Source organism: Nitrospira sp. (assembly GCA_030692565.1).
GTDB lineage: Bacteria > Nitrospirota > Nitrospiria > Nitrospirales > Nitrospiraceae > Nitrospira_D.
In genome coordinates this window covers 138,056-152,455 of sequence record JAUYAO010000001.1, presented here as the reverse complement: position 1 = coordinate 152,455, position 14,400 = coordinate 138,056, and the positions used below count along the sequence as shown (strand labels likewise).

General features: G+C 58.6%; 14 protein-coding genes. 13 read left to right on the top strand and 1 reads right to left on the bottom strand.

The window, feature by feature from the left end; genetic code table 11:
• The first annotated feature begins 262 nt into the window (after positions 1 to 262).
• The 9 genes from Q8N04_00755 to Q8N04_00715 all read left to right on the top strand — a co-directional run bounded on the left by Q8N04_00755 (position 263) and on the right by Q8N04_00715 (position 7,125).
• A complete protein-coding gene (locus tag Q8N04_00755; protein ID MDP3089181.1) occupies positions 263 to 1,399 on the top strand; it encodes a nucleotidyltransferase family protein in 1,137 nt (378 codons plus the stop codon).
• 139 nt (positions 1,400 to 1,538) lie between these two features.
• Positions 1,539 to 2,075 (top strand): TlpA disulfide reductase family protein, encoded by a 537-nt coding sequence (locus Q8N04_00750; GenBank protein ID MDP3089180.1) that lies wholly within the window; start codon positions 1,539 to 1,541, stop codon positions 2,073 to 2,075.
• 56 nt (positions 2,076 to 2,131) lie between these two features.
• Entirely contained in the window at positions 2,132 to 2,371 is a 240-nt protein-coding gene (locus Q8N04_00745) for a hypothetical protein (GenBank protein ID MDP3089179.1), read from the top strand.
• A gap of 47 nt (positions 2,372 to 2,418) precedes the next feature.
• Entirely contained in the window at positions 2,419 to 3,012 is a 594-nt protein-coding gene (locus Q8N04_00740; GenBank protein ID MDP3089178.1) for a hypothetical protein, read from the top strand.
• Positions 3,013 to 3,024: 12 nt separating this feature from the next.
• Positions 3,025 to 3,849 (top strand): tetratricopeptide repeat protein, encoded by an 825-nt coding sequence (locus Q8N04_00735; GenBank protein ID MDP3089177.1) that lies wholly within the window; start codon positions 3,025 to 3,027, stop codon positions 3,847 to 3,849.
• Entirely contained in the window at positions 3,846 to 4,283 is a 438-nt protein-coding gene (locus Q8N04_00730) for a hypothetical protein (GenBank protein MDP3089176.1), read from the top strand. The genes Q8N04_00735 and Q8N04_00730 overlap by 4 nt, the downstream gene beginning before the upstream one ends.
• The gene (locus tag Q8N04_00725; protein MDP3089175.1) at positions 4,280 to 5,347 is read left to right on the top strand and encodes a methyltransferase; all 1,068 of its coding nucleotides are present in this window, start codon (positions 4,280 to 4,282) and stop codon (positions 5,345 to 5,347) included. Before Q8N04_00730 ends, Q8N04_00725 begins: the two co-directional genes overlap by 4 nt.
• Before the next feature lie 369 nt (positions 5,348 to 5,716).
• Entirely contained in the window at positions 5,717 to 6,112 is a 396-nt protein-coding gene (locus tag Q8N04_00720; GenBank protein MDP3089174.1) for a DUF393 domain-containing protein, read from the top strand.
• Between the two features lie 125 nt (positions 6,113 to 6,237).
• A complete protein-coding gene (locus Q8N04_00715; GenBank protein ID MDP3089173.1) occupies positions 6,238 to 7,125 on the top strand; it encodes a hypothetical protein in 888 nt (295 codons plus the stop codon).
• 11 nt (positions 7,126 to 7,136) lie between these two features.
• On the opposite strand, the gene Q8N04_00710 is transcribed toward Q8N04_00715, so the two are convergent.
• A complete protein-coding gene (locus Q8N04_00710) occupies positions 7,137 to 8,567 on the bottom strand; it encodes a hypothetical protein (protein MDP3089172.1) in 1,431 nt (476 codons plus the stop codon).
• Positions 8,568 to 8,703: 136 nt separating this feature from the next.
• Here Q8N04_00710 and recG point away from each other — a divergent pair, with 136 nt between their 5' ends.
• The 4 genes from recG to Q8N04_00690 all read left to right on the top strand — a co-directional run bounded on the left by recG (position 8,704) and on the right by Q8N04_00690 (position 14,399).
• Positions 8,704 to 11,256: an ATP-dependent DNA helicase RecG gene (gene recG / locus Q8N04_00705; GenBank protein ID MDP3089171.1), complete on the top strand. Its 2,553-nt coding sequence runs from the start codon at positions 8,704 to 8,706 to the stop codon at positions 11,254 to 11,256.
• An 8-nt stretch (positions 11,257 to 11,264) separates the two neighbouring features.
• Positions 11,265 to 11,588 (top strand): hypothetical protein, encoded by a 324-nt coding sequence (locus tag Q8N04_00700; GenBank protein ID MDP3089170.1) that lies wholly within the window; start codon positions 11,265 to 11,267, stop codon positions 11,586 to 11,588.
• Positions 11,585 to 12,541 (top strand): Ppx/GppA phosphatase family protein, encoded by a 957-nt coding sequence (locus Q8N04_00695; protein MDP3089169.1) that lies wholly within the window; start codon positions 11,585 to 11,587, stop codon positions 12,539 to 12,541. The genes Q8N04_00700 and Q8N04_00695 overlap by 4 nt, the downstream gene beginning before the upstream one ends.
• Before the next feature lie 88 nt (positions 12,542 to 12,629).
• Positions 12,630 to 14,399 carry an SUMF1/EgtB/PvdO family nonheme iron enzyme gene (locus tag Q8N04_00690; protein ID MDP3089168.1) on the top strand — a complete coding sequence of 590 codons (1,770 nt, stop codon included), beginning with the start codon at positions 12,630 to 12,632 and terminating at the stop codon, positions 14,397 to 14,399.
• Position 14,400: the final 1 nt, after the last annotated feature.

Here is a 14,400-nt window from a genome sequence, read left to right as displayed (position 1 = left end):
ACCAGCTCCTGCACGGACGGAGGGAGCAGTACCGGCTGATCGACGTCCCAGGATTTGAATGTTTTAGCCATGCCGCCTAGAAACCACAATGCCCGCTGCCTGTCCAGTCCAAAATGCACATTACTCGGACAGGCTCCTAGCGGTGGGATTTACGCTCCGATATCCGGTCGGTGGGGCGGCACCCTCTGTTGGGGCTGCTGGATGGGTGAACCCGGTGCGTTTTCGGGAGGCCCAATTCCTCATCTGGTGCGCTAGAGCCGCGGTGCCTGAATCTCTCCGCCGCCGGATTCTTGAGGTTGCGCAAGCCGGTTTGAATTGGCCGTTGCTGCTGGAGTTGGCCAAGAGCCATGGGGTCGAGTCCCTGCTCGCCCGGACGCTCATCGGACTTTGTGAGGACCTTGTTCCTCCGGCGGATCTGGATGCCCTTCGCCGGCGGACGGAGGAGGCTGCGGTAGCGAATCGAGCCGGAACGGAGGAACTGCTTCGACTGTCCCGCGCCTTTGATGAGGCCGGAGTCTCCGTGCTTCCTTTCAGGGGCGTAGGTTTTGCCGCCATGATCTACGGCGATCTCACGCTCTGTGCTCCCGCCGATCCGGTTGCGCTTGTGCGTCGGGACCAGCTTGCGAATGCAGAACAAGTGTTGGTCTCGCAGGGCTATGCTGTGCGAGGAGGGGCGGGTGACCGCACAGTCGATGCCGGTGCGTGCGAGCGGCCGCTCGTCTACCTTCACGGCAATACGTCGCGTCAGATCGAACTGCTGTGGGCGGTGAGTCATGCACATCAGAAGTTTCCTATTGATCGGCCGGAGGTGTGGGGGCGCGTTAGGCCGGTTTCGCTGGGTGGCCGGAAGACTAAAGGAATGGCTCCGGAGGAAGCGTTGCTCGTACTCTGCGTGCATGGAGCGCATCAGGCTTGGGGACAACTCAGTCTGGTGACGGAAGTAGCCGGACTCATCCGTGCCGGACGGCTGAATTGGAAGCGGGTGCTCACGACCGCTCTGGAATGGAGATGTTATCGGGTCCTGTTGCTCGGTCTGGCGTTGTCTTATCGAGTCATGGATGCGCCTATTCCTCCGCAGATCCTGAACATGATTGCGGCCGATTCCGATGTCTTGGGTTTGGCCCACCGCATGCCGAAGAGCCTCCTTCTACAGCAGCAAGAGGGGATTGACGATCAGGACGTCGGGGCGCTGTTGTTTACGCTTCAGGATGATTGGAAGGCGCGGTGGCGCTACGGGATTGCCTTGTGTCGGAGTCACGATCCCGTGATTCATGCGGCGCCGGCGTGGTTCCGCTGGCGCCGGTCGTTGCACTGGCTCGCTCGCGGCGTCAGCCCTGTCCACACGCTCTCACGATGGCTCTCTCCTCCGGCTTCGATTCGACACCTCTTCCATCGGTGAGTCGAGCCATCTCGCAACGCTGGGGTGTGGGGCGAGAACAGATGGATCCGTTGTCTGCCGTTGCCCCTGAAAAATTCTGCATGGTAGGATAGCTGTCGTCGTTCATTCGGTTGTTCGATCGATGGCGAAGGAGGCTCTCATGAAGCGATCTCTGTGGATATTCTGTGCGTTACTCTTTCCGGTCTTCGCGGCGCATCTGGTGCTGGCGGCCGGATTCTTCAAAGTGGGCGAGAAGGCGCCGTCGTTTACGTTGACGGCGATTACCGGCGAGACGGTGTCGTTGGATGCCTATAAGGGGAAAGTCATCGTCCTCGGGCTGTTCCATATCTGCGAGCCCTGCATGATGCAGGGCTCAAACCTTCAGAAAGTATCAGAGCTGACCAAAGGAAGAGATGTGGCGGTCGTCGGTGTCAATTCGTCGGGAAACTCAAAGAAAGACGTCGGCGAGTTCTTGTCTGCTTTTCCCGTGAAAGTCACCTATCCCTATTTGCTCGATCCGGGGAAAGTGACCGACAAGCTCTACGGTGGCGGAAAATTTATTCCGAATGTCTATGTGATCGATCAGGCCGGAGTGATCCGGTGGCAGCGGGTAGGCAACATGGATATCGATCTTGCAGGAGCGAACGAAATCGTTGTGGAGGTTGAGAAGTTGCTGGCGGCTCCTGCGAAGATGTAAGGCGATGCCAGGATTCAATGTCTCTGCGGGCCTGATGAGCAAAAGGGTGATGATGCATGGATGAGATGGAAGCGGGGAAGCAGAAGTTTCTGGATATGATCAAGGGTGTGGATGGGGCCGTACAGGTGGTGATTCCGGTCACTCCGTCGAACAGCATGTTTTTAATTTCCCTCACCAAAGGGCCGAACCGCAAATTCATTACGGTCTCGGAAGACGATATTCTGGATCTCCCCAATGACGCCGGGATTTTGACCAAGATCACGAAAGTCGTAAAGGACGCCGTCGCCGCCCTGTGAGCCCGTCCTGTCATCCGTGATCGGCGAGGCGCCATCGGCTTCTATCTATGAAAAACATTCTTCCCGGTATCTGGCAATGGTCCTGGTTCTCCGAGGAGAAGCAGCTTGATTTCAATGGGCTCTTCTTGACGGTGGGCGAACATAAGATTCTCGTGGACCCTCCGCCGATGACCGGCGATGCGAGCGCGGTGGTGCTGCGCAACGGCCCTATCGATTACATTATCGTGACGAATCGGGACCATGTCCGTGAAGCGACACGCTATCGGGACGAGTTTCAGTGTCAGCTCCATGTCCCGGAAGTGGACGCGCCGCAGATGGATCTCAAGCCGACGAAGACCTTTAAAGACGGGGAACTGCTGGTCGGCGGGATCTGGGCGATTCAACTCAAAGATCAGAAATCTCCCGGAGAGTCCGCCCTCTTCATTCAACAACGGAAGGGCGTCTTGATCCTTGGTGACGCCTTGATCGGGAAGCCGGCCGGCGCGCTTTCCATGCTGCCGGCCGAAAAGTATGCCGATCGCGAGAAGGCCAAAGAGGGGTTACGGCGCTTGTTGAAGTATGAGTTCGATTCGGTATTAGTCGGCGATGGCACCTCGATCATGACCGGGGCGAAGCCCATTCTGGAGCAAGCGCTGCAATAGCGAAATGTCCCTATGCCATTACGAAACGGGCTATCCGAAGAATTGAATCGCCAGGGGAACGAGCATTTCGCGCGCGGCCTCTATACGGAAGCCTACACCTGCTACGCCAAGGCGTTGGAATGCGACCGGATGACCGGGGATCAGCGCGCGATGGCCGCGACGCTCGGAAATCTGGGGAATATCTGTGCCGTCAGCGGCCGGCGAGACTCGGCGCAGACGTACTATCAAGAAGTGTTGGAGCTGCAAAAGATTCTCGGCGACGAGAAGGGCATCGGGACGACGCTCGGGAATCTGGGCAATCTGCGCGCCGACGCCGGGGAATGGGATCGTGCCCGTGCCTACTATCTCGAATCGCTGGATCTCCTGACCAAGACCCATGATGAAGCGGCCAAGGCGGTGTTGCTCTCGGATCTTGGCCTGGTCGCGCGCGAGAACGGTCAATTCGATCAGGCGATTCAATATTATGAGCACTCGCTCGTGCTGATGCGGCGCTTGGGTAATCAAGGCGGCGTGGCCGATGCCTGGCGGATGATCGGTCGGACGTTCCTGCTCCAGAAGCGCTACGACGATGCCATTGCCTGTTGCCAGACCAGCCAGTCCATCGCTGAACGGTCTCGTGACGAACTGCGGACCGGCGGGGCGCGGTTTGTGCTGGCGCAGTGCTATGAAGAACAAGGCCGGTTGCAGGAAGCGGCGGATCTTCTCGAGCTTGTCGTGCATATGGACCGCAAATATCAGCTGCCGAAGCTGGAAGAAAACACGAATCGTCTGATACGGCTCCGTGCCAGGCTGGCGGAGACCGATCCGACTCCGCCCTATCGTGAGTCGCATGCATGAGTGATCCGACTGTGTCTGCCTGGTTGCAGCTCCGTACGGCGCTGACGCAGGCGTTTCCCCAACTCTATGAATTGGAACCGGGCGGCGCCCTCGCGATGGATCTCGGGTCCGACGGCTGGTTACTTGAGGTCAAGCCGGAGGGCGCCGTCCTCTGCCAGTACGGGATCGCGATGGACGATGTCATGGCGTTGATGTCCGACGGGACGCCGGAGGATCTCGGGACGGACGAAGTGGCGAAGCAGGCGAAGTATTTTATTCAGCCGGCGGTCGGGAAGTATCGCGCGCTGCTTCTGCAATCCGGATTTACCGAGGAAACGGAAATGAACGATGAGTTTGTGGCGGCGACCTTTGCGCGTCCGGTCGATGTCACGAATCCGTCCAAGGTGCAGGATCTCATGCGGTGGTGTTTGCGACAAATCGGCGGAGCCTCGTGAAGCCGCGCATCACCAGTTTCGATGAATTTCGTGATGCGGTGTCGGCCTATCGGTTGCCGCGTATTCTTCTTACGGCGTTGGAGTTGGATCTCTTTACGAAGATCGGCACGCGCCGCTGGACGATCCCTCAGTTGGCGAAGGCCGTGGCTATGAGCGAGCGGGGACTCTCGATCCTCTGCCGCAATCTGGCGATGTCCGGCCTGCTCACGAAAACGGGCCAGGTCTATCGAAATAGTCGGTTGGCGGCGACGGCGTTGAATGCCCGAGATCCGGCCTATCGCAAAGATTACCTGGATCTCATGACGAGCCATTGGCAGGATTGGGCGCGCCTGGACGAGTCCGTGCGATCAGGCCGTCCGCTGGATCAGGATGAACCGGAAGAGCCGGGTTATCGCCAACGATTCACCTGGGCCATGCACTATCGGACGTTGGAGACGGCGCCGAAGATTGCCGCACAAGTGGACTTGCGCGGGGCGACGACGTTGCTCGATCTCGGCGGAGGACCGGGCACCTATGCCATGGCCTTTCTGTCCAAACACCCGCGTTTGCGTGCCGCCGTCGGCGACCGACCGGCGGCCCTCGAGGTGGCGAGGGAAATAGCCGCGACGCATAAGGCGGGCCCTCGACTCAGCTATGTGCCGGTCGATTTCACGCAGGAGGACATCCCGGGCACGTACGATGTCATCTGGTATTCGAATGTACTGCACATCTATTCACCGGCTACGAATCGTGCCATCTTTCGGCGCGCGCGTGCGGCCTTGAATCCCGGCGGGCGTCTATTGATTCAGGATGCGTTTCTGCACGATCGCGAAAGCCTCCATCCTGCCGAAGCCAGTCTCTTTGCCGTGTCGATGCTGCTCTTCACGGAAGAGGGCAATACGTATTCGGCGAAGGAGACGAGTGCCTGGCTGAAGGAGGCGGGGTTCGCGACGACTAGGGTGTTGCGGATGAAGCCGGGAACGGAGGATTGGGAGGATGGGATCCTGGAGGCGGTGGCGCCTGGGGCACGTCCAAGAACGCGCGTCCGCCGAAGGCAATCACGAGAAAGTTCAAAATCCCGCTGAACCCGTTGGCCGTCAGCGAAGCGACGGTCGGCTGGTCTTTCGTAATCAACTGCACGATCGTCGACAAGTCCAGGGCCAATCCCACGGTTCCATAGATCACGCTCGCCATAAGCGCCCATCGATACCCCTGGCGCACTGCGACCAGCATGAACAGCGGGATGCCAACGAGAAACCCGACGAGGAAGCGGCTGGGCTCTGTCTGGTCCGGCTGACCCACGAGAAACAGAGTCGCCATGCCGACGGCGGTGAGGCCGATCAAGCTGATCATCAATCCCCATGGGCGTATCATGGTGTCACTATAGCTTGTTCAGTCGGCAGCGACAACGGCGTCTTGATGGGAGGATGTTCTGGTGCTAGCCTGTTCGCATCATGCAAGAGCCGTTGCCTGCCTGTCCGAGAGATTCTCTGCATACCAGCCTGCTGATCTATGATTCACATTGCCGGCTCTGTGTTGCCGCCAAGGAGCGCCTCGACCGGGCGGGAATAGGAGTTCAGATGATTCCCTACGAGAGTCAGGAGGCGGCCAGCGCATTGGGGGCGCAGTATCGGCCAGGCCCTCCGTCCATGGCCTATCTCATCAGCCCTGCAGGCGGGGTATCGCAAGGCCTTGACGCATTCCTTCCGTTGATGCACGGCCTCCCAGGTGGGAAATTCGTCCGGTGGATGTTGAAAGCCCCCATCGCTCGAAGCTTGGCTGAACGGGTCTATCGTTGGATCGCCCGACATCGCTATCGCCTGTTTGGCGCAGTAAATCCTCACGCATGAGCGTCGCCAGTTCTCGGCTTCTTCAGCCCATTCCCCCCCCTCTTTCGAGGGGAATCCTCCCACAGTGGGGAATATACGCGGCGGGTTCGACCCAGGCAGAATGACCCCAACATCACGGAGGGGCCATGCCAATCATTTCTTGGATCAGCCGTCTTCTGCAGTCAATAACCGGTGCCATGTCTCCCAAGCTTCCAGTGAAGAAGCTCCACTCGTCCAGCCGTCTGCGGCATTCCATAAAAAGCCTGGCCTGGGTTCTTGTCAGTATCCTGCTCGGCCCGTCGCTGGCGTGGGCCGAGGTGGCTCCAGTCAAAGCGGGGATTGTCGCGGCCGGGTTCGGCTATCAGGTCGGGGACGTCTCGACGATCACCGTGAAGATCTACGACCCGCAGAGCGGGGAAGTGCTTTCGGATGACACCTATGAGTTGAATGTGAAAGAAGAGCACGCGACGAACGGACCGCAGTCGCAAGCTCGAATCTTTGCAGGCGGGGTCGGCCCGGGCGCGACGGACCTCTCCAATTTTGTGCTGCGTGTCTATGATGCGACGACCGGAAAGTTTCAATGGGAAGGAAACCTGAATCTGACGCCCCGTGATGCAGAGAGTGCGGGGCAGTTGGTTTCGACCCTGGTGCCGAGGCGCGCGACAGTGACCCGAGTCCGCGAGATGTCGTCTGCGTCTCCTCGACCGTCTTTTTTACTCCGCGCGCTCGATCCTGAAACAGGCGGACTGGTCTGGGAAGACGAGTTTTCAACGGATGGAAACAACCGCGCCAGGATGGAACGTATCGCCGATCGCCGTGTGAGCGAGGATCGTGATAAGCCGGAACTCAGCCGCTCGTTTGATTTCAGGATCCGGATGTCCGAGGACGAGGGGCGCCACATCCTCTGGGAAGATCAATTTGCTCAGACGGAAGCCGAAGACGTCGCTGAATCAGAAACGGTGGAGGAGAAGGCGCTGCAGTTGCCGACCTGGTCCGGCCAAGCAGGACGACCACTACGGGAAGAGTGGGTCTAAGCGAGTGACGGCTAGCCCCGCTTTTGCAGGAACGTATCCAGCCACTGTTGGTGAAACTGATCGTAGGAGAGATAAAGTTTATCCTGCAGGGCGGTTGCCACGGTGGCTTTTCCCTTAAAGGCATCCAGGAGATCGACGACGCGGCTCATGCCGAATCGTTCGATCAGATAGTGCGTCGCGGAATTGGCCTCGAGGTAGGCGAGGGTCGCCACGTCGTTCGGCATCTGTCCCCATCCCCCTTCCAAGTAGCGCAAGTGCAGAACTGAGCCGCCGTTCGGCATGGCCTGATCGAGGTCCGGCCAGGCACTACCGGCTAGTTGCATGGCCAGCCCTTCGTTGAGCCACACCGGCAGCAAGCCGATCTGGCCCTCCAGACGATCATGTAAAAGGGCATGCACATATTCATGCCGCAGGACATTGGCAAGCCACTTGGTATCGGTGGTGGCGCCTTGTGTCGGAATTTGGATGCGGCCGAGCGTCGGATCGTAGAGGCCGTCGGCCCAGGCCGGGCTGCCGGTGGCCGTCTGAAAGGTATCTTTGGTGTGCAGGACCACCACGATCGGTTTGGCGGGGAAATGGCCGAATCGTTGCCCGATTTCGCGATAGGCCTCTTCTAAGATTTCCAGTACCACCGTCCAGGTGCCGTGATCTTCCGCTCCGTTGTATTTCACCAGGAAGTGGCTGCTGCTTCTGGCATTCATGCGGGATTCCACCGCGTCGGTATGGCGTACTTTCTCCGTGACGGTCGAGAGATAGGACTGGACGCGCGGATCTTTGCCGGCCCGTTCCGTTGCCTGTGTCAGATGCTTGGTCGCCTCTGTCAGCTGGTCCTGTTCGTAGAGCAGATCCGCCATTGCGAGATGCGGGAAAGGCTCGTTTGGTGCGAGGGTGATCAGATTGATCAAAAAGTCCTGATTGAGAGCCGGATCGCGCAGTTCCCAATAGGCGTGGGCCAGGTTCAATTGGATGATCGGATTGCTGTTGTCGAGTGCGGCGGCTTTCTTGAACGCTTTAACGGACACCTTGGTTCCGTCGATCCGTTCCTGTTCCAGCCCGAGATTGTTCCAGAGAATCGCGACGTAGGGCTTCGCTTTGGCATCGGCGAGGACTGACGGGGCCAGATTCATCAGTTTTCGTTCAGCAACGGGGAGCTGCTTTTTGTCAATCTCGTCGCGAATGGCTTCTAGGAGCTGGCTGGAATCGGTTTCTGGAACGATAGTAGGGTCAATCCCACGAACCTGTTTGATCTCTTCCTCGGTCGGAGGCGGCTCAGCCTGCAATCCGGCCGTGCGCGGCTCTCTTGACTCGCCGGTTGCCTGGGCGGGTGTTTGCGCAACCGGTACGGTGACCCACAGGGCTTTGAAATACAGCTGATAGGCCAGGAAGATGATCAGGCCTACGGCCAGGGGAATGAGGACATGTTGGATGTTGCGGCGATACATAGTGGTTAGGGTGGCTCAGTGTAACACCTGAGAAGGAGCGGGCCAAGAAATCACCATATAATGGACGACCGTCCAGCGCGATGCCGGCGAGCTATCGGTGAGCGCCGGAGGACTTCATTGAGTGACTTGCGGCGGTATGCTACGATCCCGCCCAGTTATGGAGCCTCCCGCCGAGTCCAGCTTGCCTGCGACGTTTCACGAGTGGCTCGATCGCCTCGCGCGGCCGATTGAGTTTGCGACGAAGGACGACTGCGCCCACGCCGGGGCCGTGAAGAATCTCAGCAGCTTCGTGTCGAGTCAGGTGCAATCCGCTCTCGCTCAGGAATGGATTCCTCCGGTTATTGAATCCCGTCTGCGTTCGCTCCGTGAACTCTTCATCGATTTCCAGCAGGCTCTCCCGATCGACGAACAACAGCGGCGGTTGCAAGCGGCCTGCGCTATTCTCGGGCGGCTTCGCGAATCGGCGCCTGAGGCGATAGCTGCCCGTGAAGGCCAGATCGACGACGCGGCGTCGTCCGCGGGATCGACGCGAGGGGACATCTGGAATCTTCCAGTCCAATTTGTGAAAGGGGTGGGGCCGAAGCGGATGGCCTTGCTGCAACGGCTCGGGGTGGCGACGGTGGAGGATGCCTTGTGGACGATCCCCTGGCGCTACGAAGATCGATCGGTGATGACCCCCATCGGCAACCTGGTACCGGGTATGGTCACGTCGATTTGCGGCACCATCGCGAAATGCGAAGCGAAGCGCACGAGGAATCGGCGCTTGTCTGTGCTGGAGGTCGTGGTCGAGGATGAGACCGGGAAGATGCAGGTGGTGTTCTTCAATCAGGCCTATCTTGAAGACGTCCTGGCGGTCGGGAAAGTCGTCATGATGAGCGGTCGCATCATCTCTGGAAAACAGGGGTGGATGGTCCCGCGCATGGACGTGGCGCAGTATGAAGTGGTGGGCGAGGCGGCGGAGTCTGCGCTGCATGTAGGCCGCATTGTGCCGATTTACCATGAGACGAAGGGCTGGACCTCCCGGCAATCGCGCGTGCTGGTGAAGGGATTGCTGGATGAATATGCCAGAGAGTTGCGCGATCATCTGCCGGTGACTCTGCGGGCCCGCCAACGTCTGATTCCGATTCAAGAGGCCATTCAAGATGTGCACTTCCCTAAAGCGGAGGCAGATGCCCGACTGTTGGAGCAGGGCAAGACGCCAGCACATCGCCGTCTCGCGTTCGAAGAATTGTTTCTCCTGCAGATGGCCTTGGCGACCAGGCAACGGTCGGTGCAGGAGCAGCCGAAGGGGCTCAAGTTCAATCCGCGGGCGCCGATCGTCGATAAGCTGAGCCGCTTGTTGCCGTTCCGCTTGACGGCCGCGCAGGATCAGGTCATTCGCGAGATCTATCGGGATATGATCTCGTCCAAACCGATGAACCGCCTGGTGCAGGGCGATGTCGGGTCGGGGAAGACCGTGGTGGGGCTCCATGCCATCGTCATGGCCTGCGGATCCGGTTACCAGGCCGCACTCATGGCGCCGACGGAAATTCTGGCCGAGCAGCACTATCGCAATCTCAAAGGCACATTGGAAGTGCTGGGGTTGAGTGTGGTGTTGCTGCGCGGGAGCGATAAGGCGGCGGTGAAGAAGGCTCAAGCGGCGCAGTTGGCTTCCGGTGAGGTGCAGGTGGCGATCGGGACCCATGCCTTGATTCAAAAGGGCGTGGCCTTCAAGAACCTCGGGCTGGCGGTCGTGGATGAGCAGCACAAGTTCGGTGTGATGCAGCGAAAGAATCTGATCGATAAAGGGTACAAGCCGGATGTGCTCGTGCTCACGGCGACGCCGATCCCGCGCACGCTGGCGATGACGGTGTATGGCGATTTGGATGTCTCCGTCATCAACATGTTGCCGCCCGGCCGCCGGCCGGTGCGAACGTTCCTCTTCGGCGAGCCGCAGCGACGACGGGCCTATCAAATCCTCAAAGATGAATTGCGGAACAAGCGGCAGGCTTATGTGGTCTATCCGTTGGTGGAGGAGTCAGAGAAGACCGATTTGCAGGCGGCCATCCAAGGGGCCGAGTTGTTGCAGAACGGCGAGTTCGCTGAGTTCAAGGTCGGGCTGTTGCATGGGCGCATGAAATCGGCTGAGAAAGAAACGGTGATGGCCGACTTCAAGGCCGGGAAACTGCACCTGCTTGTTGCTACCACCGTGATAGAAGTCGGGGTGGATGTGCCGAACGCGACGATTATGATGATCGAACATGCCGAGCGCTTCGGCCTGGCGCAACTGCATCAACTGCGCGGGCGGGTCGGGCGGGGAGCGGAGCAGTCGTATTGCCTGTTGATGGCGGCGGGGCTGGGGCGGAATCGTCCGACGCTGGGGCGGCATCCGCTCGGCGGGGATGAGCCAGTATCCAACGCACGGGAGCGGCTGGATGCTCTGGTGCAATCGAATGACGGTTTCGTGATTGCGGAAGAAGATTTGCGTATCAGAGGACCGGGGGAATTCTTCGGATTTCGCCAGTGGGGCATGCCGGAGTTTCGCGTGGCCAACATCGTGCGAGACGGCGATTTATTACAGCAGGCCAGATTGGAAGCGTTCTCGCTGCTCAAGCAGGATCCGCAGCTGAGCGCGCCGGGCCATCAGGGATTGAAAGAAGCGATGCTGAGGAAGTGGGAGCAGAAGTTGGAGCTGGGGTCGATCAGTTAAGGAGAGGCATGGGACTGTTGCAGCGGTTGAAAGACGATTTCCGGTCAGGCCTGGCGACCTTGCGATTGGGTACGGCGCATGTCGCCGGTCGCGCGCTGGAAGAGACGGAATTACTCCGGATGCGGCTGGAGATCCGGAAAATCGATCAGCAATTGTCCGATCTCTACAAAGACATCGGCGAGCGGGCCGTTGAAATGAAAGAGCGGGGCGAGACGGCCGAACGGGTGACGTACGACGAAGAAATCGGTCGTGTAGTCCGCGAGATTCAGCAGTTGAAAGACGCCCGGAAGAAACTCGAAGCCGAGATGGACGAGATCCGGGAAGAGCAATGAGCGCCCTCTCCGTTCGCCCGCGCCGGCTCGCCGGTATCGATATCGGTACCCTTACCTGTCGGCTCCTAATCGCCGATCTTTCACCGAACATGCCTCTCAAAGAGCTGCGATCTGAGCGGCGTATTCTTCGTCTCGGCGAAGGCGTCGATCAGAATAAGCGATTGAGCCAGGCGGCGATGGATCGGGTGATCCACTGTTTGTGTGAGTGGAAGGCCGTCATTGAGACGTATCGAGTCGATGGCTGTACAGCCGTCGCCACGAGCGCCGTCCGCGATGCCGCCAATCGTGCCGAGTTTCTAGATCGCGTGAAGCGCGAAGCCGGATTCGATGTCGAAGTCATCACGGGAGACGAAGAAGCGCGGCGCACATTACTCGGCATTCGCTCCGGCCTGCCTGCTGGCGTGACCGATATGCTGGCGCTCGATATCGGCGGCGGCAGCACGGAGTTCATTCTAGACCGGCCGGGCCAGCAGCCGGTTGTCCACTCCATCGATATCGGCGTCGTGCGCCTCTGCGAACGGTTGCTCCATCACGATCCTCCAACGAGTGAGGAGGTTGGACAGGCGCGGGAATGGATTGCTCGGGAGACGAAGGCGGCTGTGACGGAAATGAATGGTTATGAAACAGCGACCTTCGTCGGGACTGCCGGAACAGTGACGGCTCTCGCGGCTATGGCACAGAAACTTCCTACCTGCGAGCCTGCCCGCATCCATAACTATCAGCTGACACTTGCCACCGTTCAGGAGCTTGAACAGACCTTGCTGAGCCGCAGAAAAGCCGACCGTATCGGCCTCCCAGGCCTGGAAAAGAACCGCGAAGAAGTCATCGCCGCCGGCGCGATCATCATTCGGACAGTGATGGAGACGTTGGGGATGTCTAGCGTGTTGGTGAGTGATTTGGGGTTGAGAGAGGGCGTGTTGATTGATCTGGCGACTGGGAAACAATCATTGTAAGAGGGTTTTGAGAATGTTTATTAATGGCGGAAGATCCCAGGACAGAGGCCCCAGATTCGCTTCAATTTATCCCCATCACGGAAGTGTGATGCACCGAATAATCCTGACATTGGTGTTGCTGTTTGGTTCCAGTACCACGGTGAATGCAGCCGCCGCTGACGATAGTCCGCAATCAAGCGGGACCGGCTTTGTCGTCAGTCGCCAAGGGCATATCTTGACCAACCATCATGTGGTGGAGGGATGCGCTTCAATTCGAGCTACTGTAGAAGGTATCCAGAAGGAAGCAACCGTGATTGGGACCGATACGAGGAATGATCTCGCCGTCCTCAAACTGCCTGGCATCATGCCGAGCATTGCCCACTTTCGTGAAGGACGGAATATTCGGGCAGGGGACAGTGTGGTCTTGGTCGGCTTCCCCTTACATGGGGTGCTGGCCTCTGAAGCCAATATAACGACGGGAACGGTGAGCGCCCTGGCTGGGCTAGGAAACGATACGCGCTTCCTTCAAATGACCGCTCCTGTTCAGCCTGGCAATAGCGGTGGCCCCGTCTTCGATCAGAGCGGCCAGATCGTAGGTGTTGTGGTGAGCAAGTTGGACGCCTTGAAGGTTGCCAAAGTAACAGGGGACATTCCACAGAATATTAACTTTGCCATTAATGGTGCCGTGGCCAAGGCATTTCTTGACTCCCACGGTGTTGGCTATGAAACAGCTGCTTCAGGGAAGAAATTGGAGTCTGCGGAGATTGGGGCAGTAGCAAAGCAGTTCACCTTCCTGCTGGAGTGCCACTCCGAAAAGATTGGCGCAGAACATCGTGCTCTTGAAGCGGAGCGCCGTGCCTTGGAAGCAGAGCGGCGAGCCTTGGATGATGAACGTAGAGCCTTAGCAGAGGTACGTCGGACCGACCAGGAGGCCCGTGAGCGAGTACTTCGCTTGGAACAGGAAGAGCGTGCGCGAAAGGCACAGGTGGCTGCTGAGCAACAGCGCCTCCAGCGCCAGAAAGAAATGGCGGAAGCACAAGCCGCGAGTGAACGGGTAATCCGGTTTCATGAAGAAGAGAGGGAGCGGGAAGCCAGGGAGAATGCCCAAGCTCAGCTTGAAGTTGAACGTGCAGAGGCTGAGCGCCTGACGCGGGAAACTGTTGAGCAGGAGCAACGTGATCGAGCCAGACTCATGCTTGAGCAAATGAAGGGGGGAATGCCGATCCTGGCCGTTAGAGTTAATGGCAATGATGGGGCCCCAATGATATTGGTTCCAGAGGGCGAGTTCCTTTATGGGGAAGACAATCAGAAATTGTCACTGCCTAGCTTTTACTTAGATGCGTTCGAGGTAACAACCAAGGGTTACGCCGCGTTTATGGAGGCGACTGGTCATAGTAAACCTGAGCACTGGGGTGATGTTAGCCTTGACGGGCATGGGATGCTGCCAGTCATTGAGGTGGAGTATGCGGACGCTGAGGCGTATTGCCATTACTATGACAAGCGGCTTCCAGCCGAACAGGAATGGGAAAAGGCTGCGCGGGGCACGGATGGACGAACATATCCTTGGGGGAACACGGAACCCGCAAAATATTTGGCCAACTACGGGGGGCAATTCTGCCTCATTTTTTGTAACGTCTATGCGGAAAAGCTCAAGCCGGTTAATGACTATGTGAGTGGTCGAAGTCCGTACGGCATCTACAATATGGCGGGGAATGCGTGGGAATGGGTGGAAGGAAGAAAGCTTCGTGGGGGCTCGTGGTTGAGCAATACACATACACCAGGGCTTGGTTTGAAGATCTGGAACCGGACGGGGGAAGTCAGCGGGACTTATGGGAAACGCTACCTCCTTGGCTTCCGCTGTGCCCAGGATGCGCGCTAGT